General features: G+C 61.1%; 26 protein-coding genes and 1 pseudogene. 13 read left to right on the top strand and 14 right to left on the bottom strand.

All coding sequences use genetic code 11. The features are described from left to right. Positions 1 to 315 precede the first annotated feature (315 nt). Both mnmM and ACOYW1_RS18735 read right to left on the bottom strand, forming a co-directional pair. On the bottom strand, positions 316 to 900 hold the full coding sequence (gene mnmM, locus ACOYW1_RS18740; RefSeq protein ID WP_482419262.1) for a tRNA 5-(aminomethyl)-2-thiouridylate-methyltransferase MnmM: 585 nt from the start codon (positions 898 to 900) through the stop codon (positions 316 to 318). A gap of 297 nt (positions 901 to 1197) precedes the next feature. Further along, positions 1198 to 2526 (bottom strand): NAD(P)/FAD-dependent oxidoreductase, encoded by a 1329-nt coding sequence (locus ACOYW1_RS18735; protein WP_482419261.1) that lies wholly within the window; start codon positions 2524 to 2526, stop codon positions 1198 to 1200. A gap of 604 nt (positions 2527 to 3130) precedes the next feature. Between ACOYW1_RS18735 and ACOYW1_RS18730 the strand changes: the two genes are divergently transcribed. From ACOYW1_RS18730 to ACOYW1_RS18720, 3 genes are all read left to right on the top strand, one after another. Beyond that, complete coding sequence (locus ACOYW1_RS18730) at positions 3131 to 4165, top strand: hypothetical protein (RefSeq protein WP_482419260.1); 1035 nt, start codon at positions 3131 to 3133, stop codon at positions 4163 to 4165. A gap of 307 nt (positions 4166 to 4472) precedes the next feature. Next, entirely contained in the window at positions 4473 to 5018 is a 546-nt protein-coding gene (locus ACOYW1_RS18725) for an REP-associated tyrosine transposase (RefSeq protein WP_482419259.1), read from the top strand. A gap of 454 nt (positions 5019 to 5472) precedes the next feature. Further along, complete coding sequence (locus ACOYW1_RS18720; RefSeq protein ID WP_482419258.1) at positions 5473 to 6243, top strand: YaaA family protein; 771 nt, start codon at positions 5473 to 5475, stop codon at positions 6241 to 6243. A 281-nt stretch (positions 6244 to 6524) separates the two neighbouring features. Here ACOYW1_RS18720 and fliW read toward each other — a convergent pair whose 3' ends face one another. The 12 genes and pseudogenes from fliW to ACOYW1_RS18660 all read right to left on the bottom strand — a co-directional run bounded on the left by fliW (position 6525) and on the right by ACOYW1_RS18660 (position 16403). Further along, positions 6525 to 6977: a flagellar assembly protein FliW gene (fliW, locus tag ACOYW1_RS18715; protein WP_482415350.1), complete on the bottom strand. Its 453-nt coding sequence runs from the start codon at positions 6975 to 6977 to the stop codon at positions 6525 to 6527. 4 nt (positions 6978 to 6981) lie between these two features. Continuing rightward, entirely contained in the window at positions 6982 to 7314 is a 333-nt protein-coding gene (csrA, locus tag ACOYW1_RS18710; RefSeq protein ID WP_482415351.1) for a carbon storage regulator CsrA, read from the bottom strand. A 36-nt stretch (positions 7315 to 7350) separates the two neighbouring features. Then, complete coding sequence (gene flgL / locus ACOYW1_RS18705; RefSeq protein ID WP_482419257.1) at positions 7351 to 8640, bottom strand: flagellar hook-associated protein FlgL; 1290 nt, start codon at positions 8638 to 8640, stop codon at positions 7351 to 7353. Between the two features lie 319 nt (positions 8641 to 8959). Continuing rightward, the gene (locus ACOYW1_RS18700) at positions 8960 to 9589 is read right to left on the bottom strand and encodes a flagellar basal body rod C-terminal domain-containing protein (protein WP_482419256.1); all 630 of its coding nucleotides are present in this window, start codon (positions 9587 to 9589) and stop codon (positions 8960 to 8962) included. Further along, entirely contained in the window at positions 9520 to 10182 is a 663-nt protein-coding gene (locus ACOYW1_RS18695) for a hypothetical protein (RefSeq protein WP_482419255.1), read from the bottom strand. The genes ACOYW1_RS18700 and ACOYW1_RS18695 overlap by 70 nt, the downstream gene beginning before the upstream one ends. Then, positions 10095 to 11666: a flagellar hook-associated protein FlgK gene (gene flgK / locus ACOYW1_RS18690; protein ID WP_482419254.1), complete on the bottom strand. Its 1572-nt coding sequence runs from the start codon at positions 11664 to 11666 to the stop codon at positions 10095 to 10097. Before flgK ends, ACOYW1_RS18695 begins: the two co-directional genes overlap by 88 nt. 3 nt (positions 11667 to 11669) lie before the next feature. Further along, entirely contained in the window at positions 11670 to 12158 is a 489-nt protein-coding gene (flgN, locus tag ACOYW1_RS18685; RefSeq protein WP_482415354.1) for a flagellar export chaperone FlgN, read from the bottom strand. Between the two features lie 195 nt (positions 12159 to 12353). Then, complete coding sequence (locus ACOYW1_RS18680) at positions 12354 to 12569, bottom strand: rod-binding protein (RefSeq protein WP_482423761.1); 216 nt, start codon at positions 12567 to 12569, stop codon at positions 12354 to 12356. A gap of 184 nt (positions 12570 to 12753) precedes the next feature. Then, positions 12754 to 13844, bottom strand: a pseudogene (locus ACOYW1_RS18675) (flagellar basal body P-ring protein FlgI). Between the two features lie 38 nt (positions 13845 to 13882). After that, positions 13883 to 14866 carry a flagellar basal body P-ring formation chaperone FlgA gene (gene flgA / locus ACOYW1_RS18670; RefSeq protein WP_482419253.1) on the bottom strand — a complete coding sequence of 328 codons (984 nt, stop codon included), beginning with the start codon at positions 14864 to 14866 and terminating at the stop codon, positions 13883 to 13885. 15 nt (positions 14867 to 14881) lie between these two features. Continuing rightward, a complete protein-coding gene (gene flgG, locus ACOYW1_RS18665; RefSeq protein ID WP_180143954.1) occupies positions 14882 to 15664 on the bottom strand; it encodes a flagellar basal-body rod protein FlgG in 783 nt (260 codons plus the stop codon). A gap of 61 nt (positions 15665 to 15725) precedes the next feature. Next, complete coding sequence (locus ACOYW1_RS18660; protein ID WP_482415358.1) at positions 15726 to 16403, bottom strand: flagellar hook-basal body protein; 678 nt, start codon at positions 16401 to 16403, stop codon at positions 15726 to 15728. Between the two features lie 652 nt (positions 16404 to 17055). On the opposite strand from ACOYW1_RS18660, the gene gspG reads away from it, so the two are divergent. From gspG to ACOYW1_RS18610, 10 genes are all read left to right on the top strand, one after another. Next, positions 17056 to 17505, top strand: coding sequence for a type II secretion system major pseudopilin GspG (gene gspG / locus ACOYW1_RS18655; RefSeq protein ID WP_482415359.1), 450 nt, complete (start codon positions 17056 to 17058; stop codon positions 17503 to 17505). Positions 17506 to 17546: 41 nt separating this feature from the next. Continuing rightward, positions 17547 to 18110 carry a prepilin-type N-terminal cleavage/methylation domain-containing protein gene (locus ACOYW1_RS18650; RefSeq protein ID WP_482419252.1) on the top strand — a complete coding sequence of 188 codons (564 nt, stop codon included), beginning with the start codon at positions 17547 to 17549 and terminating at the stop codon, positions 18108 to 18110. Next, positions 18094 to 18507 (top strand): type IV pilus modification PilV family protein, encoded by a 414-nt coding sequence (locus ACOYW1_RS18645; RefSeq protein ID WP_482415361.1) that lies wholly within the window; start codon positions 18094 to 18096, stop codon positions 18505 to 18507. The genes ACOYW1_RS18650 and ACOYW1_RS18645 overlap by 17 nt, the downstream gene beginning before the upstream one ends. Then, positions 18504 to 19193, top strand: a complete 690-nt coding sequence (locus ACOYW1_RS18640) for a type II secretion system protein GspJ (protein WP_482419251.1) — start codon at positions 18504 to 18506, stop codon at positions 19191 to 19193. Before ACOYW1_RS18645 ends, ACOYW1_RS18640 begins: the two co-directional genes overlap by 4 nt. Continuing rightward, on the top strand, positions 19186 to 20286 hold the full coding sequence (locus tag ACOYW1_RS18635; RefSeq protein ID WP_482419250.1) for a type II secretion system minor pseudopilin: 1101 nt from the start codon (positions 19186 to 19188) through the stop codon (positions 20284 to 20286). Before ACOYW1_RS18640 ends, ACOYW1_RS18635 begins: the two co-directional genes overlap by 8 nt. A gap of 101 nt (positions 20287 to 20387) precedes the next feature. Next, on the top strand, positions 20388 to 21617 hold the full coding sequence (locus ACOYW1_RS18630; RefSeq protein ID WP_482419249.1) for a hypothetical protein: 1230 nt from the start codon (positions 20388 to 20390) through the stop codon (positions 21615 to 21617). Next, positions 21581 to 21847 (top strand): PilN domain-containing protein, encoded by a 267-nt coding sequence (locus tag ACOYW1_RS18625; RefSeq protein WP_482419248.1) that lies wholly within the window; start codon positions 21581 to 21583, stop codon positions 21845 to 21847. Before ACOYW1_RS18630 ends, ACOYW1_RS18625 begins: the two co-directional genes overlap by 37 nt. Then, complete coding sequence (locus ACOYW1_RS18620; RefSeq protein ID WP_482415365.1) at positions 21844 to 22365, top strand: hypothetical protein; 522 nt, start codon at positions 21844 to 21846, stop codon at positions 22363 to 22365. The genes ACOYW1_RS18625 and ACOYW1_RS18620 overlap by 4 nt, the downstream gene beginning before the upstream one ends. A gap of 13 nt (positions 22366 to 22378) precedes the next feature. Next, positions 22379 to 23236 carry a type II secretion system protein GspN gene (gspN, locus tag ACOYW1_RS18615; RefSeq protein WP_482419247.1) on the top strand — a complete coding sequence of 286 codons (858 nt, stop codon included), beginning with the start codon at positions 22379 to 22381 and terminating at the stop codon, positions 23234 to 23236. Between the two features lie 334 nt (positions 23237 to 23570). Next, positions 23571 to 24119, top strand: a complete 549-nt coding sequence (locus tag ACOYW1_RS18610; RefSeq protein ID WP_482419246.1) for a PDZ domain-containing protein — start codon at positions 23571 to 23573, stop codon at positions 24117 to 24119. Positions 24120 to 24149 lie beyond the last annotated feature (30 nt).

The raw sequence follows: 24149 nt of genomic DNA, 5'->3' as shown, positions 1-24149 counted from the left end.
GGGATGGTGTGGGCTGCGGCCGAAGCCGTTGGCCTCGCGTAACGTTTGCGGTGCGGGGGCCGCACCCTACGCTTCGCCGTCCGGGCGGTGTTGGGAAGGCCGTGGAAATCGTTTTCATGCCATGGCGGCAAAAGGCCGATGCCTCGTAGGGTGCGCCGTGCGCACCGTCAACTCCCCAAAAAAGTGGATTGGTTAAGGCCGTTCGGGATGATGTGGGCTGCGGCCAGAGCCGTTGGCCTCGCGTAACGTTTTGTTGTGCGGGAGCCGCAGCCTACGCTTTCGCGAGCCCGGCGTTTTTTATATGTGGGCGGGCATTTACCCCTTTGGCTTTGCCCGCTCCATGAGGAGAAGGGTCTCCTGGTTTCGCTCTTTGTTGGTGAATTCGTAGGAGGCGATGCGGAATTCGTCGTAGGGGACGGCTGCGGCCCAGGCTTTGAGCTCTTTCTGTTCAACCTGTCCCTGGGGGTGTCCTCCGTAGATGGCTATGGAGATGACGCCCCGCCTGTGGAGAAGGTCCATGGCGGTGCGGATGGCGGTAAGGGAGGTCTCGACCTGGGTGGTGACGGGGGAGTCGCTTGCCGGCAGGTAGCCCAGGTTGAAGCTTACGGCCTTGATCATGCCGTGGGTGTCGGCGGGAAGGAGGTCTGCCATGGTCTCGTGTCCGGCGTGGAAGAGGGTGACCCTGTCCATGAGGTCGGCTTTGGTGAGGTTTTCCGTTGCTCTGCCCAGGGCTTCTTGCTGGACGTCAAAGCCGTAAACACGGCCCTTTGGACCCACGGAGCGGGCAAGGAAACCGGTGTCGTAACCCGCTCCCACTGTGGCGTCCACAGTGATGTCGCCGGGGCTGAGAAAACGTTGCATGGTCTGTTGGGCGATATGGACAATGCCTTGAAGGGACATGGGACTCTCCGGACTGGTGGTACATCAAGGGGGACAGGCTCCAAAAAAAGAGAGCTGATCCACCCACACATTCTGACTGCTGGGTTGGGCTTATCACGGGCTGGCGGCACAGTAAACCATGAAGGCGCATTCCATTCGGATGCGCCTTTTTAACTGTTCAGGTGCTTACGGCGGGTTGTTTTTTTACAAAAGCTCCGCAAAAACGTTTCGATTACATGCCCGATACGTTCACAAGACCTGTTTGTCAAACTTATTAAAAGTTTGGCCCCCGGCAGGGCCGCCGGAGGCTTTTTTTGCTTACCCTTTTGTATCCATCCATCGTGCCACGGCATCGGCCACATTCAGGCCGTCCATGGCCGCGGAGACAATGCCGCCCGCATATCCGGCCCCTTCTCCGGTGGGGAACAGGCCCGGGGTGTCCGGGTGCATGAAGCTCCCTTTGTCCCTGGGGATGCGCACCGGGGAGCTGGTGCGGGACTCCACGGCGATGAGGGTGGCGTCCGGGTGAGCAAAGCCTCTGTACTTTTTCCCGAAGGTCTGAAGGCCTTGGGCGAGGCTCTCCGCCACAAAGGATGGCAGGAGCCCGTGAAGGTCTGCCGGGTAGAGTCCGGGGATGTAGGAGGATGCCTTTAAGGTTTTCGAGGGGCGCTTTTTAAGGAAATCTTCCAACCGTTGTGCCGGTGCTTTTTGTGTGATGCCGTCTCCGGCGCTGAAGACTTTTCTCTCCACCGCCTTTTGGAACTCAAGGGCCGCCAGGGGGTTGGCCTTGGCGTTTTCAGCGAGGTCGTCCAGTCGCACCTCGGCCACGAGACCGGCGTTGGCGTATTCCGCGCTTCGGTAGGAGAGGCTCATGCCGTTTAAGACCAGCTCGCCGGGGGCGGTGGCAGCAGGCACCACAAAGCCGCCGGGGCACATGCAAAAAGAGAACACGCCCCGGCCATTGGCCTGGCAGGCGATGCGGTAGCTCGCCGCAGGCAGGTTGGGGTGGCGGGTTTCCGTGCCGTAGAAGATGTTGTCGATGATGGCCTGGGGATGTTCGATGCGAACACCCATGGCAAAGGGCTTGGCCTCAACCCGGATGTGTTGGGCGTGGAGCTGTCGGTAGATGTCCCGTGCAGAATGGCCGGTGGCAAGGACCAGGGCGTCGGCGGTGAGGCTCTGGCCGTTTGCCAGGCCAACCCCTGTCATGCGCCCTTGGTCCACCGTAAAGGAGGTGACGTGGGATTCAAAGCGAATCTCGCCCCCGGCGCTTAGGATGCTCTCCCGCATGGCCCGGACAATCTTGGGCAGGACGTTGGAACCCAGGTGGGGATGTGCATCCACTCGGATGGATTCGGCGGCCCCGTGGTCAATGAACAGGTCCAAAACGCGGCCCACGTCCCCCCGTTTGCTGGAGCGGGTGTAGAGCTTGCCGTCGGAGTAGGTGCCTGCCCCGCCTTCCCCGAAACAGTAGTTGGAGTGGGGATCGACGTGGCCTTCGGAGTAGATTTTTTTGAGGTCGAAGCGCCGTGAGCGGACATCTTTTCCCCGGTCCAGCACCACCGGGCGGATGCCCAGCTCAAGCAGGCGAAGGGCTGCAACGGCCCGGCTCCCACCACGATGACCTCTTTGCCGGTGGGGGCACAAGGGGCAAAAGGGCGAAGCGAGGGTTCGGCAAGGGGGCCTTCTCCTGCCTCGGCGCGGACGGAAAACCGGGGCGTGCGCCCCCTGCCGTCAATGGAGCGTTTCAACACCCGGTAGCAGAATGTTTTTTCATTGCACGGCCCGTAGGCTTCCATGAGCTTTTTTTTGACGGCCTCGGGGCTGTCGATTTCATCCGGCGTGAGGCGAATGTCGATGATTTTTGAATCCATGGGGCTCCATATGGTCAGCAGCGGGAAAAAGTTCTGTCCTGCCTGCCGTTTGGTTGAGTAAGAATCAATGGGGTTATCAGGGTTTTGGAAACGATTGTCAAGGGGTGGGTGAACGCATGAGTTTTTTGTCTTTTACGGTCAATTGAGGGTGAGAACATAAGCCCCCGGGTTCACCATCGCCACCGGTCTTTGTCCACCAGGCCGACCACATTCGCTCAAGGGCTGGGCTTTTGTCTGTTCTGCGGCTGCCCGCTTGCTTAAAACAAAGGGGCATGCTTGTATGTCCCAAGTGTGCGTGTTTGCTTGATGAGCCGAACGGTTGCGAGGGATTCTTTCTTATGATGAGGCAAAAGATCACATGGGCGATGGCGGTGGGCATGGTGTGGCTGTTGGTGCTGACCGGATGTGCAGGGAAGTCTGCGACCTACCCTGAGGGGCACCCCTGTGCCGGAACGGGCCAGCCCCGGCCCACCTGGATGCATGACGGCGGTACCCTTGACGGGACCTTCGTGGGGATAGGGAAGTCAGGACCCATGGAGGGCAATTTTTTTCTGCAGAAGATGAGTGCGCGGCAGATGGCCCTTGTGAACCTGCTCGATCAGGTCCAGGTGACGGTGGAGAGCAGCATGGAGCTCATGGAGAGTCAGGCGCAAACCACGGGCGGAGACCTCTCGGCCACCCGTCTTGCCACCCGTCGTCTTCGGGTGGCTTCCTCCCTAACCATGAACGACGTGACCTTCGCCGGAAGTTACATGGATCCTTCTTCCTGTACCTTGTGGGTGCGCTACACGATCCGGCGGGACACGGCGGAGAACCTGGTGGCGTTGAAGCAGGCCAAGGCCCTTCATCAGATGACCTATGACGAAGAGGCAGCCACACCGGCCCAGAAGCTTCGCTGGATCACCGACGCCCAGGCCAGGCTCCATGACGTCGATTTCTCCGTGTTGCCCAAAGATGCTGGCAACAGCAACCATCTCACCTCCCTTTTTGCGGCGCGAAAAACAGAGCTGGAACAGTACGTGAACCCGGGCATGGTCTGGATGCTCTCGGCCCCGGAGCCGCTCCGTTCCACCCTTGCCCCCCGTATTTCCAGCCTTGCCGAAGCCCACGGCGCCGTTTTTGTGGGTGCGCCCTGCAATGAAGTCCATGCATGCTTGGGCCAGGCCCGGGAGTATGCCGGGGACAGGCTCCTTTTAATCAAGGCCGCGTCCCGGATGCGCTCAGGAACCCTCGGGATGCTTCAAGGAACGTTGCGCCTGGGGTGCACGCGCTTTGATGTCGGCACCGGTGCCCTTGTGGCCGCCCACACAACCGAAGGGAATGTGTTTGGCTTTCATGGCAAGGTGTTGGATTGGGCTGGCCTTTTGGAGAGGCTTCTTGATGACGAGGACATGGAGAATGTTGTGAAATAGCCGAGCTTTGCCCCCAGACGATATGATACGCCATGATGATCACGAAGGACCGGTGTTGCGTAGGGTGCGCCGTGCGCAACAAGAATCGCCCGAAGCGCCCGAAAAGCTGGTATCGGTTATGATGATGCGAAATTTTGTTGGACGCAAAAGCCGGTGGTTCGCGTTACGCCAAGCGGGCAGTGGGGTAAGCCATGATGGTGACGGAGGCCAGGTGTTTCGTAGGGTGCGCCGTGCGCACCGGAGAAGGTTACGAACACCGCCACCATCAACATAAACATTGGTTGTGATAAGACGAACGAGGTTGCGTATGCCCAATTACCGACGCGTATCAACCGCTGGCGCATCGTTTTTCTTTACGGTTGTTACCCACCACAGACAGCCCGTTCTCTGCGATGAGCCGGTACGGGTTGCCCTTCGAAACAGCATTGAGCGTGTCCGTGCCGTGGCCCCGTTTTCCATTGACGCGTGGGTGCTTTTACCGGACCACCTCCATTGCATCTGGACGCTTCCCGAGGGTGACGCCGATTACAGCAGCCGGTGGTCCCGCATCAAGCGGCATGTGACGACCTCCCGCGGAGATCGGTTTTCCCGCGAAGGCTTTTCCACAGAGTCCCGCAAGGCCCGCCAGGAAGGTACCTTGTGGCAACGGCGATTTTGGGAACATCGGATCCGGGATGAGCTCGACTTTGAAGCGCATATGGATTACATCCATTACAACCCGGTAAAGCATGGGGTTGTTGAGCGGGTTGCGGACTGGCCGTGGTCTACATTTCATCGGCTTGTGGTCCATGGGGTCTACGATGGCGACTGGGGCGGGTGCGGGGAAGTCTCCGGCAATTTTGGGGAATGGTAGGGGCGCCGTGCGTGTTGAGGTCAGCCCCGATAAGCCGGTGGTTTGCGTTATGCCAGGCGGTGCGGGAGCCAGTGGTTCCGCTTCGCGCCCCGGACGGTGGGGCAATCCATGATGGTGACGAGTGACCGGTGTTTAGTGGGGTACCATGGGAAACAAAATCCGGTGGACCGCGATACGCCGGGCGGTGAGGGGAAACCATGATGATAGCGAAGGATCGGTGTTTCGTAGGGTGCGCCGTGCGCACCGCAGATCGGTCAAAAAGCCGGTATCGGTTATGGTGATGTGAGATTCCATGGGAAATGAAAGCCGATGGTTCGCGTTGCGCCATGCGGTGCGGGAGCCGCACCCTACGCTTCGCATCCCCGGCGGTGGGGTAAGCCGTGAAGGTAACGAAGGCCCGGTGTTGCGTCAGGGTGCGCCGTGCGCACCGAAGATTTTGATAAGGAGACAAGGTATGATGATTACGATTCTCGCACCGGCAAAACGGATGGAGTCTGGCGCACCGGTGTGGGCGGGTGAGGCGAAATCCTCTTTTTATGGGGAGATGACCCGGCAGCTCGTTGAGGCATTGCGTGGCTATTCCGTGGAGGAGATGAAATCGCTTATGAAGGTAAGCGACGGAATTGCCGAGAACACGGTGCAGCGGTTTCAGGGCTTTACCTTTGGTACCGAAGCGACCCCGGCACTTTTTGCCTACCAGGGGGACGCCTATCAGGGGCTGGATGCGGGGAGTCTGTCAGCCGAGGCCGTGGCCTGGGCCCAAGGGCGGCTGCGGATTCTCTCCGGCCTTTACGGGGCCCTTTCCCCCATGACCGGCGTGGAACCGTATCGCCTGGAGATGGGGCTTTCCCTTCCGGGGTTCGGTGTGCTCTCCGGGTGGTGGAAACAGGTCATCACCGACCACCTTGCGGCGCTGATGCCCTCGGGTGGGGCGTTATTGAACCTTGCCTCCGGGGAGTACGCCAAGGCCGTGGACAAAAAGGCGATTCGTAAAAAGGGCCGGTTTGTGGACGTGGCGTTTAAAGAGAGGTCCGGAGATACCCTTAAGGCCGTTGCCATCCACGCCAAGCGGGCCAGGGGAGCCATGGCCCGGTGGATCATCGAAAACCGCATTGACGATGTGGCGGAGGTCAAGGGGTTTGATGGAAGCGGGTACCGGCTTGACCAGGGGCTCTCAACGGAAAACAGTTTGGTGTTTGTGCGGGACGCTGGCGGCAAGGGGTGATGCGCACCGGGGATCATTTGAAAAACCGGCAGCCCGCGTTACGCCGGACGGTGCGGGAGCCGCACCCAACGCTTCGCAATCCGGTGGATGCCGGTTGGGCTGAAAGCAACGGTTCCCATGCCATGATGGTAGCGAAGGACCGGTGTTTCGTAGGGTGCGCCGTGCGCACCGATGGGCGCTCGAAAGGCCGGTATCGGTTGAGGTGACCCGAGGTGGCATGGGAAGCAACAGCCGGTGGCTCGCGTTATGTCAGGCGGTGCGGGAGCCGCACCCTGATATGTTTACCCCTCGGCTCGCTCCTCTTCCGCCGCAAAGATCGGGTGCTTGTGGGGGTAGCGGTCATCTGTGACCACCAGCTGCACAGCTTCGTTGACGCCGGTGTGGACGAGAAGGGGGCCTGCCAGGTTGGCGGTGATCTCCTCGGGGCGGTCGCTGCTGGCGTTGATGATGGTGTAGAGGAAGAGCTCTTCGGGCTTTTCCACTGCCCAGGCCATGTCCCGGACGGCGGCGTCCAGGTCGACGGTGTAGTCACCCATAAAGAGGAAGGGGTCCATGAGGGCGAAGGCCAGGTCGGGGTCGTCCACGCATTGAAAGGAGAGGATGGGGTCGATCTCTTCGTGGGAGAGGAGGATAAACCTCTCTTTTCCGGGGAAGCCGGGCATGCCTTTGGGCATGGAGATGATTTTTTCTTCCTCGATGTCAACGGAACCGAATTGCAGGGTAGGAATGATCAACGTGTTACTCCTTGTTTGAGTCGCCCTTCAGCGGTTGCTTGGGGGTTACCACTCTTCGTCTTCTTGCCGCGGGTTTGCCCGTGGGCACGTCTCCGCTCTTTATCATCGTTTTGTTTTTCAGCAGGGACGCCGCATGGACCAGGGTGTTCCTGTTTCGCTTGGCGGCCTGTAAGTTCTCTTCTTCAATGCGTTCCACCACCTCATCGCGCATGATGGACACGTCCTTGGGCGCTTCCACCCCAATGCGGACGTTTCCTTTGCCGATTTCCACCACGTGGATGATGATGTCGTCACCGATACGGACTTTTTCGCCCGGTTTTCGTGTCAGTATGAGCATCCGGTGTTTCCTAATCTTGGGTCTCGATCGTTTCCGTTATTTTAGGTAGTTCAACAGACTCGTGTTGAGGAGCCGTGAAGTCGAGGCCAGGGCCGATTCATACCCGAACTGCTTGAGCTTGAGATCGGAGATGGCCCGCACCACGTCGGTGTCTTCCAACTTGGAGCGGGTGGCGTCCTGGCTGATGTTGAGATCCTTGATAAGGTCGTGCCTTGTGTCCAGGCGACCGGCCCGTACCCCGGCTTCCGAGATGGAGCTCAGGATGTTGTTGTGGTCTGCGGCCAGCCGGGAGATGGACTGGTGGAGCCCCTCTTTGTCGTTGCTGTTCAGGGCGGCTCGGAGTTCGAACAGGGAGTTGAAGACGCCCCATTGGACGCCCCGCCTGCTCACCAGGGGCTGGCGGGAGGGCTCGGTGGCGATGTCGTCGGTGGAAAATCCCATGAAGGCCCCCACGGACTGGTGCCGGTTTTCACCGGTGCGGAACAGGACGGAGACCCTGTCGAGCTTGGCCGGGTCCAGGCCCTCTTCTTCGGCGATGGTGAAGGTCTGTTCGGACTCGTTCCAGGAGACGCGGTAATCGGCCCCTTCGCCTTTGTCTGCCGAGGCCCGCTCCATGGCCATCTCCACGGCGTGGGCCAGGCCCTGGCGAGAGTAGGTGCCCGGGTCAACGAGGGCGGTGAGGACGGTCTCCTCACCGACCGCTGCCCCGGCCCGTTTTTCGGTGAAATCGAGGCAGTTGTTGGTCTCGTCGATGGTGGCCGTGTCCGAGGAGAAGATCTCTTCTCCTGCAAAGCCCACAACCATATCGGACTGTGGCCCGATCTTGACGCGAAAGGGGGTGGCGTTGCCACGGTAGGCGATGGTGTTGGGCGAGTCTTCGTTGTCCGCCCGGAAGGGCCGTGTGTCGCTTCGGGTCCCGGAGAAGATGTACTGGCCGTCGATGCGGGTGTTGGACTGGTCCAGCACGCCTTTGATGAGGCCATCCACCTCCAGGGCCGCGGTCTGCAGATCGTCGTGGTTGGCGATGCCGTTGACCATGGAAATGGCGATCTCCTTGGCCCTGTCGATCTTGTCCCGCACCCGCACCAGAGACTCCTCACTGGCCTCCAGCCACAGGGTTCCCACACCCACGTTTCGTTGAAGTTGAGAGAGGTCGCTCATGTTGGTCTTCAGGGCGGCCACACGGCTGGCATCCACGGGGGCATCGGAGAGCTTTCGGATCCGTTTGCCCGAGGAGATCAGGGAGTTTTTGTCGAGCACCTCCCGGTTCTTCCGGCTGATCTGCTCTTTGGACTGGTTGTAGAGGGTCGAGGTTGCTACCCGCATGCATCACACTCATCACGAATGGGCCCTGCCGCCGGACGGAAGCTCGTCTCCCGTGTAAAGCCGCACAAGGCGAAGGAACTCTGGTTTAACCATATCAAGTACAGTTGGTATCGGCAAAGGGGGCCTGAAACCTGAGATTTGGTAAAGGCAAAAGGGTTCAAGGGCAAAAGGCGAATGGCCGTGGAGTCGCTTCGCTCCATTTGACTGAAAGGTTCTGTAACAATGAAGTTTGGTTGACGCCACTCTTTCATCTTTGCATGTTTCCTTAGCCCTTAGCCCTTAGCCCTTAACCCTAGCCCTTAGCCCTTAGCCCTTAGCCCTAGCCCCATCTCATATTCAACAACGTCTGCAGCATCTCATCGCTGGTGGTGATGAGTTTGGACGCCGCCTGGTAGGCCTGCTGGTGGGCGAGCATGCGTACCAACTCCTCGTCCACCGAGACCCCGGAGACCGAGTCCCGGATATCCGAGAGTTTTTCCACCATCATGCCCCCCATCTCCTTTTCTTTCCTGAAGCTCGATGCCCTTACCCCGATGGAGCCCAGCATGTCCCGGTAGAAGCCGTCCGGGGTGGTGGAGAGGCTTTCGGCCACGGCCCCGCGGTCCCGGGAGTAGGCGTAGTGGGGCATGGTGTTCTCCACGTGCTGCATGTCCGCCATGATCAGGGCGTTTTCGTTGTTGATCTTGCCGTAGTCACCGGCTGCGGGCACAAAGGTCTCGGGCTCGGGGCGGAACCCGGTGAGCTCGGCCAGGGCAGGGGAGCGGTCCCATCTCAGGGTGAGCTGCTGCAGGGGCGATCCGTCGTTTTCCGAGAACTCAAAGCGGTTTTCGTTCTCCACGTAGCGCACCTTGTAGGGGCTGCTTAAGTTCGATGCGGCGTTCATGGCCTCTTCCATGTCGTGGGCCAGGGTGTGGAGGTCCCCCCGGGAGGTGAGGATGCGGGGATCCACGGTGATGGCCTTGGCACGTTGTCTTCGAAGTAGAGGACGGCCGGTCCGCCCTGGTGCCGATTTCGATGGGCGCACCTCCGGGTTGGTGATGTGTACTTTCGCTGGACATGGGCATCGGCCCCGGCGCCCGGACCCGTGCCGCGAGGGTCTTTTACCAGCTCGGCGATGTCGATGGTGGCCGCGTCCTGGCCCTTGAAGAAGGTGTTGAGGCCCAGGGCTGCTGCCACGCCACCGTCCCGGGCCGTGCTGTCCGAGAAGGCAAAGGCCACGCCGAAGTCGGGCCGAAGCTCGAAGTTGCCCGTGTGGCTGATAAAGGCCCTGAGGCCCACGCCCGCGTCCATGGCCTGGCGGTTGAACTGATCGGCCAGGGAATCGGTGGTCCAGTGCCAGGAGGACTTCTGTTCCGAGGTGGTGTTTCCGTCCAGATCCAGGGGCTGGCCTTCGGGGCCGGTCTTGATGACGAAGCTGTCCCCATTCATGAGGGTGCCCTTGTCTATGGAGAGGGTCATGCCGTCCACGTCAAATCGGGCCTCTTCGGGCTCTTGGATGCGGATGGTGCCGATGCCTGTGCTGTTTTTCCACTCCAGGACCATGGGGTTGTCCCGGGAGACGTTTTCGATGGAGCCGCCCCCTTCGATGACCGTGAGGGTGTAACGGTCTTCGGCGCAGCGGGCCCGGCCTTCGGGAACGCCCCGCAGCTCCACGGGGTTGGGGGCGCTCTTTCTCGAGGTGTTGAACTCAAAGACGTTGCCACCAGGCGCCCTTTGCCGATGTCAAAACCGATGCCCTCCACCGGGGGCGTGGTGGTGAAGCTGTTGGTATCGGTGACGGCAAACCGGCCCATGGCCACGGGGGTGTTGCCTTCCCCCAGGCGTTCCCACCGGAGGATGGGGTCGTCGGAGCCCGGGCCCTCCACGGTGATGCGGTAGCGGCTCATGGGCATGGCGCTTCCCGTAAAATTGGACGGGGTGGTGGTGGAGATACCGGTGTCCAGCTCCACGGCCGTTGCTGGATCGGGGCTGTTGAGTTTTTTTGTCCAGACCTTCATGCCCCCGTCGTAGTCGATGCGGTCGCCGTAGGCCAGGTTGTAAAGCTTGCCGCCGGACGGGGCTTCGGAGGAGGTCACGGCGGTCTCGTGGTAGCTTGTGCCCACGCCCTGGCTGTGGACCTTGTTGACGCGCCAGACAACCTCCTTGGCCAGAGCGTCCAGGTTCTGGTTCACCTCGGCGAGGATGTCGTCCTTTACCATGAGCCACCCCCCCAGCTTGCCGTGGGTGATGGCCCGGGAGACGTCCACGATGCCCCCGGCCGAGGTCTCCCAGCCCACGCTTCCCCGGTTGCTGGTGAGGTCGTAGGAGCGGTTGCCCACCACCAGGGGGTAGCCGTTGCTCGTCATGATGGAGAGGTAGCCCGTGGGCTGCTCCACGGTGTTGACGTTGAGGAATTCGGAGAGCTCGGTGACGAGCTGGCCCCGCACGTCCCGCTGGTCGTTGGCCGGGCGGGTGGATTCGGTGATGAAGATCTCCGTGTTGAGCTTGGCGATCTTGCCCAGGATGGTGTTTACCCGATCCACGGCGGCGTCGATGTCCTGGCCGACGTTTGTCTCCAGGCGGGTGAGGTCGTTGGACAGGGTGTTGAACTGGCCGGCAAGGTTGGTGGCGGACTCCAGCAGCACGGAACGGGCCGAGGGGTCGTCCGGGTGGTTGGCCACTTCGTGCCACCCTTGCCAGAACTCGCTCATGAGGCTGCCCAGGTGGTGGTCCGAGTCCACGTTGAAGAGGGCCTCTAAGTTGTCGATGTAGACAATGGCCTCGTCGTAGGTGGCAAACTTGGACTTCTGGTCGGCCAGGCGCTCTTCCAGCCGCTGGTCGCAGTGACGGTTGACGTGCTCTAAGGTGGCGCCGGTGCCGAGCTGGGTGCTGCCGATGGTGTAAGGCCGGTTGGTGGTGATGGTTTCGGTCTGTCGGCTGTAGCCCGGGGTGTCCACGTTGGCGATGTTGTGGCCGTTGACCGACATGCCCCGTCCGGCGGTTGCCAAGGCACCCTTGGCGATATCCATGGTGATGCGAAAGCCCATGCTTTAGGCCTCCCCGTGGATGAGCAGGGAGCCGCCGGGCTCCATGAGGTGGCGGTCCATGCCGTAGATCTTGGTGGCGGAGGTAGACGAGGTGAGCATCTGGATGATCTCCTCCACGGTCTCCAGGTAGTTCTCCACGAAGGAGACGCTGGTCTCGGCTATTTTCCGGATTTTGCCTTTGATGAAGATGATGGACTCCACGGCGCGGGCCACCATGGGCTCGTGTTCGGAGAAGAGCCGGGGGAGCTCTCGAAGGTGCATGGGCACGCTGCCCGTCTGGATGCCCAGGCGGGCGGAGGCCATCTCAAGGATCTCATCCCGCAGGGCCTCGATCTCCATGGAGAGGCGGCTCTTCTCTTCGGTGAAGGCCCAGAGGCGGTCCAGGGCGATGGAGGAGAGGCTGCGGCTCTCTTCGTCCACGATGGCGAGGAGCTCGGTGTACAGGGCTTCTTTTTTTGTTAGCAGGTCAATGATGGAGTGTTGTTCTGCCATGATGTCCCCCGTGACTCAGGTGGTGATGCATTCTAACGTCAAATCCGGTTCGGCAGGGCCTTTGAGAAAGGCGGTGCCTGCATGTATCGGGTGGCGCGGGGTGGGAAACTTTTTCCCGTCTGCGACCCGTATAGAGATAAACTGCATGTACCATGCCAGTTCATGCTCTTTTTGCTGCCTGTGGCCGTGGTCCGGCTATGGGGTTGGTTTTGCCGAAGATAGCCGGTGGGCCAGGGGCTCTCCCTGGGCGGCTGTGCGTTTCCCGCCCAGGCGGGGCGCTGCGTCGGCGCTTTTTTCCGTGGCATCGAGCTTTTCCACCAGCTGGCGGTAGAGGAGGTCCCCCACGCCCAGGGGGCTCCGCTGGCTGGTTAAGTGTTCGGCCATCTGTTCGTCCTGCATGGACTCGTAGATTTTGCGGTGGGTGTTTTCCCGCTGAAGATGGTGTCGTCCCCCTGGGGGCGCATCTCCTTGAGCATCTGGGAGACGAAGATGGCCTCAAAGTTCTGGTACGTCCTTCAGTCTGGTCGCTGGGTGCCGGGGCCGTTGTTCGAGCGGTGTGTGCTGAAAGGGATGAAATGGGCATGACGGCTCCTTATTAGATGATCACGAGGTCGGCCTGCAGGGCCCCTGCGGCTTTGATGCTCTGGAAAATACTGATCATGTCTCTGGGACTGACGCCGATGGCGTTCAAGGCGTTGACCAGTTCCTGGATGGTGGTGCCCTTGGGCATAAGCATCACCTGGGCCTCCTCCTCGGTCATGTCCGTGTTCTTCTCTTTGGTGACCACGGTGTCGCCCCCTGCCAGGGCATTGGGCTGGGAGACGTTCTTTGTCTCGGTGACGGTGAGGGTAAGGTTGCCGTGGGCCAGGGCTACGGTGCCGATGCGCACGTTTTCCCCGATGATGACGGTGCCGGTTTTTTCGTTGACCACGATGCGGGCCGGGATATCCGGGGTGACGGTGAGGTTCTCGATCTTGGCGATAAACTCGGTGACGCGTCCCTGCATGTAGGAGGGCATGGTGAGCTGCACCGCACCGGAGTCCAGGGTCTTGGCCGTGTGCTTGCCGAAGGTGTCGTTGATCTTCAAGGCCACCCGGCTGCAGGTGGTGAAATCGGGGTTGTTCAGGTTCAGGATCATGCGGTGCTTGCGGGAGAAGCCGGTGTCGCGTTCCCGCTCCACACTGGCCCCGTTTGAGATGCGGCCCACCAGGAGGTGGTTCTTCTTGGCCTTGGCCGTGCCTGCCCCGCCGATGGCAATGGCTCCCTGGGCCAGGGCCCGGGTCTCTCCGTTGACGGTCCTGAGGGCCGTGGGCAACAGGGTGCCGCCCCCTAAGCTCTTGGCGTTGCCGATGGACGAGACGGTGATGTCCAGCCGGGTCCCTTTACGGGCAAAGGCGGGCATGGAGGCGCTGACCATGACGGCTGCGGCGTTGCTCAGTTTCAGGGAGTCCTTGTCCACCGTCACCCCCATGCGGGTCATCATGTTGGCCAGGGACTCCTGGTAGTTGTTCTTCTATCGCCGGTGCCGGCAAGGCCCACCACGATGCCGTAGCCGGTGAGCTGGATGGGAGCGGCTCCCTGGATGGAGGCGATGTCCTTGAGGCGCTCAGCCCGGGTGGGCAGGGGCGCGGCCAGGAGCAGCAGGGCGGTGAGGATGACAGGGATGGTGAGCAGGTGTTTCTTCATGGTCTTCATTGATCCGGGCTATAGGGTAAATGGGCAGACTATAAAAAGGGCTCCACGCGGCGCTGGCCGATGATACGGCAGGTGACGGCTTTGCCGGAGCGGCTGTTCTTGACTTTGATGAAATCCCCCAGGCCGCCGGTCTCTTTGGCGATGCCTGTGGCGGTGATGACAAGGCCCCCTAAGCTGTATCGGATGCGGACACCGTCGCCCCGCTCCACAAGGGGTTTGGCTTTGACCAGCCGGGCGGTGAGGCCGGTGCCGGAGGCAATGGCCCGGGTGGCGGTTCGTCCCACGGCCAGGGCCGGGTCCGTGAGGAGGTTTCCGCCCGAAGGGGGCACGGGCATAAGGGCCAGGGAGACCTGGGAGGCGGTGAGGGTCTCGCCGCGCTGGATGTCCGAGGCGGCCACCACCACGTGTTGCATGGTGTGAGCCTCGCCGGAGAGGGTGAGCCGCCCTGTGGCGGCACCGTCCACCGTGACGGAGACGGGCAGTTCGATGCGGTTCTTGCGGATACGGACCCGCTTGGTGTCCGGGGCGAAGGTCAGAATGCCCAGGGGCAGGGTGCGGCGTCCGGCGACCCGGAGCCCGGAGACGGAAACAGGTCCCTCCCAGGTGGATCGGGCCACGGCCTCCAGAAAGGGGAGGAGGCGCTTGTCGCTGATGCGCTGGCCTTTTCTGGCCAGGCAGACGCGGGCAGGGGCGGTGAGCCCAAGGTCCTGGACTCCGGCAAGCAGGGAGAGCTTTCGGGTCAGGAAGGTGCCCGGCACCAGGCGTTCTTTGCCGGGCATGGGCGCGTTGAACACGGTGGCGCTCCCATGGCGTTTCAGGGCAGCAGGGAGAGTGCCTGAAAAGAGGTCCGACACCCGCACGGTCGAGCCTGTCACCTCCACCCGGGGGCGCACGGCAGGGCCGCTTTGGGCGCACAGGGGCCGGGCAAGGGCCAGGAACAGGGCCATGACCAGCAGGCACCAGGGCATCAGGTGCCCGCCGGTTACGGGGCGTGTATGGGAAAAGCAGATCACGATGGGGCCGCGTCCTTACCGCTTGAGGTTGTTGGCGGTTTCCAGCATGCGGTCGCCGGTCTGGAGGGCCTTGGAGTTGGCCTCGTAGGCGCGCTGTCCAACGATCATGGCCACCATCTCGTCGACGATGTTCACGTTGGACATCTCCAGGGACTGGTTGGTGAGGGAGCCGAAGCCGTCGGCGCTGGCGATGCCCTCGATGGGCTCACCCGAGCCTTCGGTGGGACGAAGCAGGTTGGCGCCCATGGCAAAGAGGCCTGCGGGGTTGGCAAAGTTGTAAAGGGGAATCTGGGACGTCATGAGCACGGTGTCCTGCTGGCCGTGGGCCGTGAGGGTGCCGTCGGCGGTGACGGTGACAAGGACCGTGTCCGTGGGGATGGCGATTTCGGGCTGGAGCCGGTCCCCTGCAGGGGTGGTGATGAAGCCTTCGCTGTCCAGGGTGAAGTTGCCTGCCCGGGTGAAGACCTCCTGCTCGCCGTGGAGGATCTTAAAGAAACCGTCCCCTTCGATGGCCATGTCCAGGTCGTTGCCTGTGTGGACGTAGTCCCCCTGGGTGAAGACCTTCTGCACGCTGGAGGGCTTGACCCCCATGCCCACCTGGATGCCCGTGGGGACCTGGCCGCCCGAGGGGGTGGGGGCCCCTGCGATGAGCTGGGTCTGGTACATGAGGTCCTGAAAGTTGGCACGGCTCTTCTTGAAACCCGTGGTGTTGGCGTTGGCCAGGTTGTTGGAGACGGTGTCGATGTGCATCTGCTGCGCGCCCATGCCAGATGCTGCTGTCCAGAGTCCTCTCATCATGATGTCTGCTCCCTTGCTGCTGGTTGGTCCGTGGTATCTGTGGCTATGCCCTTAAGCCCGTTTACGCCGGGCGGCCCATCTGGTTGGCTCGTGCGTCGGTTTCGTCGCTGGTTCGCATCACCTTGCCCGACGACTCAAACATGCGCTGGGCGTCGATGAGGTGGGTCATCTCGGTGACGGTGGAGATGTTGGCGCCCTCCAGGGCGCCCTGGTGGAGCCGGGCCTCGTAGGCCGGGATCTCGGCTCCCTTTTGCGGGTCCAGGGTGAAGAGGTTTCCCCCTTCCTTGATAAAGGCCCGCATATCGTTTGCGGTGACCAGGTCCAGGCTGTCGAAGACCATGGAGTCCAGGATCACTTCCCCTTTCTCCCCAAAGGCGATGTCGTCGCCGGTGAGGGTGATCGGGCCGTTTTTTCCCATGACGGGGTGACCGTCCTGGGTCACCATGCGCCCGATGGGGTCCACGGTGAAGTTGCCGTCCCGGGTGTACCGGGTGCCTGCCGGGGTGTTGATTTTGAAAAACCCTTCCCCTTCGATGGCCAGGTCCAGGGGGTTGCCGGTCTCCATGAGGTTGCCCTGGCTGAAATCCGTGGTAAGGATGGGGTTCAGGGTCCTGTCAAACGAGAGGATGTCTTTTTTGAACCCCGTGGTGTTGGCGTTGGCCAGGTGGTTCGAAATCAGCTCGTGTTGTCTCTCTTTTCTGAGGCCCGCCTGGGCGGATCGTGTCATCTCAAACAGCATGTGTCTCTCCTTGGTCGGTTGCTGTGGGTAAGAATAAGCAAGATGAATGCCAGTGGGCAGGTGGTCTGGGGCGGGGCGGGAAGCTTTGGAGGATTTTCTTTTTATAACGGCGGCCTGTGGGGTGAAAATTTTTTCAGGTGACGTGGCTGTGGGGGCCGGTGTCGGCAATTCATACCGGGTGCGTCGGGATGCCGACGCCGGAAACCGTGACGGTGACGCCTTTGTGACGGGCGCATGGGCACCGGACGTGCCGCCGGAAAAAATTTCCCCTCCGGCGGGGTGAAAGGGTGGGCGCCCCTGTTGTCGTAATGCATCTGGCGGGTAACATGCTTTGCGACATCCCCGCGATGGTGCCATTCTCCTTGAACTTTGACCAGAATTCTTATAATTAGATGGAGACTTCTTTGAATATGTATGGATACATAAAGGTTGGAAGTCGCGTTTATTTTTGAGATGACTCTGCAAAACCGGTCCTGCGGTCGCATAAAGCGGCGCACCCGATATGACTTGACTTAGGAAGCTATATCCCCCATCGGAGGACGGAACGAACGGGCGCAATGCCGGGTGTTGCGGGTTTATCATGGTTTTTTTTAGACGGACAACAAGTGAAAATACGATGCGCCCCTCGGCGCTGAACGGATGAGAGGAACGTATGCGACGACAGATTTCCGGATCTTCTTCCGAAGACGGGTTTACGCTGATTGAAATGATCGTGGTTATTTTTATTCTCGGACTTCTTGCCACTTACGTGGCTCCCAGGGTGATCGGCAAGTCCGACGACGCCAAAATCGTCAAGGCCCAGGCCGATATCCGCAGCTTTGAAACCGCCCTGGATATGTACAAGCTGGACAACGGCTCGTACCCCACCACCGATCAGGGCTTGCAGGCCCTGGTCGAGAAACCTGCCTCGGGCAACCTCTCCAGGTGGCGCGAAGGCGGTTACCTCACCAAGCGAAAGATTTCCAAAGACCCCTGGGGGAACGAGTACATCTATGTCTCCCCGGGATCCAACGGGGATGTGGACATCTCCTCCAACGGGGGTGACGGCCTCCCGGGCGGTGACGGAACCGCCAAAGACATCAACAACTGGGATATCGACTAACAGATCGCGGCTTCACCATACGCAGACGGGGGTGAAAAACGATGTGCAATATCCGCATCGGAAACGAACCGTGCGAAAGGTGGGAGGGTGGTTCGGCAGGGGTGCTCCCGGGCCGGGCTGATGCCGGGTTCACGTTTCTGGAGCTGGTGGTGGTGATGACCATCCTGTCTCTTCTCTTCTTTTTTTCCCTTCCCAGCCTGGACTCCTATATTTTTACCGACCCATCCAAGAAGGTGGCACGCCTCATCGCCTCGACGGTCCGGGATCTGAAGCAGCGTGCCCTTGCAGACCATAAAGAGTATCGCCTCCATATCGCCACGGATGCCGGAGAAATCTGGGTGGCCGATGCCGCCATGGATAAAAAGGCTGCGGCCGAAGCACGAAAAAGCGGGTTGACCCTTCCCGACGACATGAGCGTTGACCTGCCCGGGTTTGTGGGGGACGACGGCAAGCGGTCGTCTGAGGCGATGCTGCGATTTTATCCCAAGGGGTACTCGGACGGGGCGGAGATTCTCCTCATGCGCGACGGTCGCACTCTGCGGCTGTTCATCGAGCCCTTTCTCTCCAAGGTGGAGATTGTGGAGGACCATGCGAACGGTTTTTGACAGGTTGCATGCGGCACGGAACCCCAGGGGCTTTACCCTGCTGGAGGTGATGGTCTCCGTGTCCATCCTCGCCATCGGTTTTTTTGCCATCTACAGCCTCTTCATGCAGGCCGTGGCCGCCTCCGGGGAGGCGCGCTTCAGGCAGCAGGCCGCGTTCCTTGCCACATTAAAAGAGAACACCCTGGTGGGGGATGTCTCCGAGATCTCCACGGATGAAGGGGACTTCGGGGAGGACTATCCCGGCTGGCGGTGGCGCCTGACACCTTCCAAGGTGGAGCACAAGGAGTTCGAGGAGGAGGCCAAGCTGTTGAAGAAAGTGCGGCTCGAAGTGTTCCGGGAGGGCAGTGACCGCGTCTACGGGACCACCCATTACCTGTTTGTGACGGAGGAGTCGTGACCGGGCCTTCTGGCGATAAAGGCTTTACCCTGATGGAGGTCGTGGTGGCCGTGGCCATCATGGGCCTTGTGATGGCCACCATCGGAACGGCCTTCAGGCAGCTCTCCAACGGCGCCCATCGCCTTGAGGAGACCGGGGACGACAACCTGGCCCTTGGGGAGGCGATTCGCTGGATCGGCCGGGACCTGGAAGGGCTTTACGTGGATCAGGCCCCCCTGTTCACCCCCGGGGAGACCACCGATGATCCGGATCCCTACCGGTTTACCCTGTCCCGGGAGACTGTGGGGGGCGAAGAGATGAGCATCCTCCGGTTTACTACCCTGAACCATCTGCCCTTTGGGGGGAGCTCCCTGGGCGGGATTGCCGAGGTGGTCTACTTTGTCACGGAAGAGAAGGGCGAGACCCGGCTCCGGCGTTCCGACCGCCTCTTTTTTCACGACCCCTTTGAGCCGGCTGAGGGCCACCCGGTGATGATGAACCGCCTTACCGCCTTTACCGTGGTCTGCATCGACACCGAGGGGCAGGAGCAGGAGACCTGGGACTCCGACAACGACGCTTTCGAACGGGCCACGCCCGTGGCCGTGAAGGTCACCCTCTCCCGGGAAGGGGCATCCGGGGGGCCGGGGCACACCGCAGAGGTCCTTATTCCTTTGCGCAGCCGTCGAAAGGAGGCCCTGGATGGGTAAGCAAAGGGCCATCACCAATGAAAAGGGCGTGGTGCTCCTGGCCACCCTCGCCATGATGCTGGCGCTCTTTGTGCTGGTGTCCGAGGCCGCCAGGCTTGCACGGCAGGAGCTGGCCGCCGCAGGCCATGCTTCCGTTGCCTCGGAGCTACGGGCAACGGCCGTGTCCGGGGTGCATATCGGCATGGCCTTTCTCTCGGCAGACGGCAAAAAAGGGGGCACCGACACCGTACAGGAGGTGTGGGCCGATGAGGAGAAACTTAAGGCCTTTATCTCCGGGCTCTCCTTTGACCGGGGCCAGCTGGACCTCACCATCACCGATGAGCTGGGCAAGGTGCAGGTCAACGCCCTGGTGACCTACCCCGAGGCCAAAAATTTCAACACCGACCAGAAAAGACTCTGGGAGCGGTTTTTTGAGGTGGTCAACAAAGAGGACGAGTCCCTGGATAGCCTGGGGGAGAACACGGCCATCATCGACGCCATGAAAGACTGGCTTGACGACGGGGACGGGGATGCGACCTCAGGGTTCTCCGGCGCCGAAGACGACTACTATCTCAACCTCGAAGAGCCTTACCCCTGCGGCAACGGCCCCCTGCGGCACCTGGACGAGATGGCCCGCATCAAGGGCATTGACGAGGAGCTGCTCACCCGGGAAGAGGCGGGCTACCGGTTGAAGGACCTTTTGACGGTCCACGGGGAAGAGCCTGCCAACGTCAAGGACGACGGAGAGACGGTGCGGCGGTTCAGCTTTCCGGGGCGGGTTAACATCAACACCGCCGAGTTTCCCGTGCTCTTTGCCCTGATGCCCAAAACCCTGTCCCCCATGGAGCGGGAGATGATTGCCACCTCCATGGTGGAGTACCGGTCGGAGAAAGGCGAGGAAGAGTTTTCCCACCCCCTGGACGGGGAGTGGTACAACACCTGCCCGGGGTGTGAGAACAACGGGATCAAAAAAGCGATGATCCGTACCGACTCCAATGTGTTTGCCATTACGGCCACGGCCGTGAACGAGGGCACCCGGGTGGGGATACGTGCCGTGGTGAGGCGCGAAGGCACCACCTTCGTGGTGTTGTCCTGGCAGGAGACGGACGCGTGATGGGCGGGCTCTTTCTTGCCCGCAACGGACATGGCAGAGATCAACAGGCTCCGGTCGCCCCACGGGCGGTCCGGCATGCATAACAAAAGGATCGGCAACACGTGAAATTAACGGGAATAGAGATCACCGAGGAGGGCGCCACCGCCGTGACGGTGGACCGGCAGGCCGGTGCCATGCGGGTGACGGCCTGCAGCCGCATGGCCCGCAGGGACCTCGCCTCCTCCGATGCGGCGGCTTCCGTGGACGACGGCGAACTTCTGGCCGCGTTGAACCGGTCCCTGGCCGATTGCGGGGAAGCAACTGTTGTCCTGCCGGCCCATGAGATGGTGATCCGTCGCGTGCGCCTGCCCTTTCGGGAGCCCAAGACCATCGACAAGGCCCTGCCCTTTGAGTTGGAGCCTACCCTCATCGAGCCCCTGGAGGGCTTGCGCATCATCTGGGAGAGTCGCGTGGCCGGGGAGAGCGACTCCGACATCCTGGCCCTTGTGGGAGAGGAGGAGATCCTCGAAAACCGACGGACCCAGCTGAAGGCCCTGGGCATGGATCCCATGGTCCTGGCACCGTCGGCCGTGTCATCGGCCCTGATCCTGGCCCGTAATGAGGACGGTTTTTTCTTTACCCTGAGGCGGGTTCATTCCATCTGCACCCTTGCTGTGGTTTTTGAACGCAAGCTGATGTTTTTGCGATCCTTTGCCCTGCCCGAGGAGGGCGACGGCCTCGATGTCCTGAACAGCGAGGTGTGGCAGACCCTGGTGGCCCTGGCCGAATGCGAGGCGCAGTGGATGGCACCTGAAAAGATTCTGGTGGCGGGGTGGGACGAGATCCCCGAGTCCCTGTCCACCCCCCTGGGGGAGCTGCCCGTGGAACACGCCCGCCTCCTTGCCGCCACGGGCGCTGTCCTGGACGAAGGGGTCAAGCCCCAATGGGAGGAGGGGCCTTACAACGGGGCCCTTGCCGTGGCCTGTTCGGCCCTCTCCGGCTGGAAGCACCCTGTCTTCTGGCGACAGGGGTTTGCACCGGCCGAGTTCATCACCAAACACAAAAGGCAGGTCATCTCTTCGGGCGTCCTTGCCCTGGTGCTGCTCCTGCTTCTGGTGACCCGGTCCGTCATGGGCATCCACGACACGCGACGCCAGCTGGCGGCCGTGGAACAGCAGATGGCTTCTCGGTCCCGCCTCCGACCTTCACCGAGGAGAAACGGTCGCCTGCTGCCTCGGTGCTCCTCAGGTCCATGGAAGGCAAGGTCCGGGTGGCCAAGGAAGAAGCCCTCTACGCCGGACAGGGGGCCGTCCGCGTGCGGATCATTGAAATGCTCAAAGCCATCTCCGTGAGCCTGCCCAAGGACCTGAAGGTGACCGTCACCCGCTTGACCCTGGTGAAGGGCAATCTCACGGTCTCAGGGCTTGCCGAAGATTTCAGCGCCATCGACACCATGAAGGGCGCCCTGGAAAAGAACGCCTTGATCTCCGGGGTAACCATCGCTTCGTCCAGCAAGGAGAGCGGGGGCGACCGGTTCCAATTCAAGGTGGTGATTACCCTTTCGGGTGAGGAGGCCTTATGATGGCGTGGTTTGAACGATTGAGCACCCGGGAAAAAGGGGCCGTTGTCCTGGCCCTGGCCCTGGTTCTGATCTTGGGGGGCAAGGCCCTGGTGGGGGCGATGTTCGGGGACTCCTCAGGCGCGCGTCGCCTCCTGGAGCTGAGAAGAGACGAACTCACGAAGATGGAGGCCCTGGCCAAAGAGTACCGCAGCGCCAAAGGGGCGGCTACCGCAGGCGCCTCGGCTTTGAAACCCGGGGAAACACTCTACGCCTTCCTTGACGAGGTGGCCGGAAGTGTGGGGATTCGCTCCAAGGTGAGCTACATGAAACCTTCATCCATCAAGAGCAGGGACGGCAAGGTGAGTCTCTCCGTGGTGGAGATGAAGGTGGTGGACCTGCCCGCCGCAGAGCTGACCTCTTTTCTCCATCGGGTCGAGGGCGCGGGGGACCTGGTTCGGGTCCGGGCGATTTCCCTGACCCGCATTGAAAAGAGCAAACTGCTGACGGCGGTGATATCCATCGAAACCGTGATTTTATAACAATGGAATCCTGATGAAGACTTTTTTTCTCTACGCCCTCTGGACCCTGGCGTCCCTCTTTGTGTTTCTCTGGGTGCTGTTTCCGGGCGAGTTTGCCGAGAACCTGATGGAGGCCCATGCCCGCCAACGGCTTGCCCCGGCCACCGTCAACGTGGAGGGCGTCTCTCCGGCGTTTCCCTTGGGGCTCAAGGTCAAGGGAGCGGCCCTGACCCTGCCGGGAAAAGCTCCGGTGACGGTCCGGGATATCCGGGTGACCCCCTCGCTGTTTACCCTGGTGACCTCACAGCCGGGGGCCGGGATGAAGGCGACGATTTTCGGTGGAAAGGTTACAGGCGATGGACGCGTCAAGTTGGGCACCGGCAGATGGACCCGCGTTGCGGGGCGCCTGGAGGGGATGGACCTTTCAACGGTCCTGCCGCTGCTGAAAGACCGGATTCCCATTGAGTTTGCCGTAACAGGGCGGGGAGACGGTACCCTGGATCTTTCCCGCGACAAGGCGGCCAGGGTACGGTCAGCTGACCCGTCCAATGTGACGGTTGAATTGAAAGATCCCCTCATTCCCCTGGATAAATTGGAATTTGCCTCCGTTGAGGTGGATGTGGAGGTGGCCGGGCCCAAGGTCACCTTCAGCCGGATCCACGTGGAAGGCACCGAGGTGGACGCCGAACTCAAAGGGACCGTGAGCCTTTCGAGCCGACCGGCATCGAGTCGCATCAACATCAGCGGCACCCTGAACCCCGACCCCGGGTTTGTCAAGGAACTCTCCGATCGCCTGCCCGTGTCCATGCTCGTGGACCCCAATATGTTGAAGCGGCGTACTTCCCTTCGAATCAGCGGGACCCTTGCAAATCCCAGGGTCTCCCTAAGATAAGGTAGTGTTATGACGGACAGAGCATTTACAGCCGTGCACCTTTTTCTCCTGTCGGCCATCGCGGCCGTAAGCGTGAGCCTGTTTTACCAGGGCGTCACAGCGCGGGTCGGCCTGCCGGAGGCGCAGAGCCGGGGAGGGGGCATCGTTTCCACGGGGCCCGCTGTCCAGCAGCAGAGAAAGCCCCTGTCGTTTTATGAGGATATCCTGACCCGCAACCTCTTCGATCTGGTGGTGCCCGGCAAGGATGACAAGCCAGGGCCCGCGGCCATTGATGTGGAGAGCCTCTCCGAGACACGCCTTCGGCTGAAGCTCCATCTCCGGGGGCGGCGATGCCGTGACCCGGGCCATCATCGAGGACGAGGTCACACGAAAGCAGGATCTGTTCAAGGTGGGAGACCGGGTGCAGGAGGCTGTGATCAAGCTTGTGTTGCGGGACCGCGTGGTGGTGAGCTACAAGGGGCGGGATGAGGTGCTGATGATGGAGACGGCCAAGGGCGCGGGGCAATCTACCCGGAACGGGGCTTCCGGCCGCAACGGCAGGAACCTGCCGCCTGCATCCATCACCAAGAAGGTGAACTTGAGGCGGGACACCATTGACGACGCCATGATGAACATCAGCAGCCTCATGAAAGATGTCCGTATTAAACCCCATTTTCGCAACGGACAGCCCGAAGGGATGGCCATCAGCGGCATCAAGAGCGATTCGATTTTTCGTAAGATGGGCATTCGAAACGGGGATGTCATCATGGGGGTGGACGGACAGAAGATCGAGTCGGTGGATGACGCCATGTCCCTTTACGGGAACCTGAAGTCGGCCAGCGAAGTCAAAATCGAGATCAAGCGGATGGGTCAGATACAGACCATTGAATATACCATTGAATAGAAGCGCCAAAAGGACCGGACAAGGATGAGT

This window comes from Desulfoluna sp. CYM3A, from assembly GCF_056829965.1.
The sequence above is the reverse complement of the archived record's forward strand: the minus strand, read 5'-3'. Positions and strand labels throughout refer to the sequence as shown.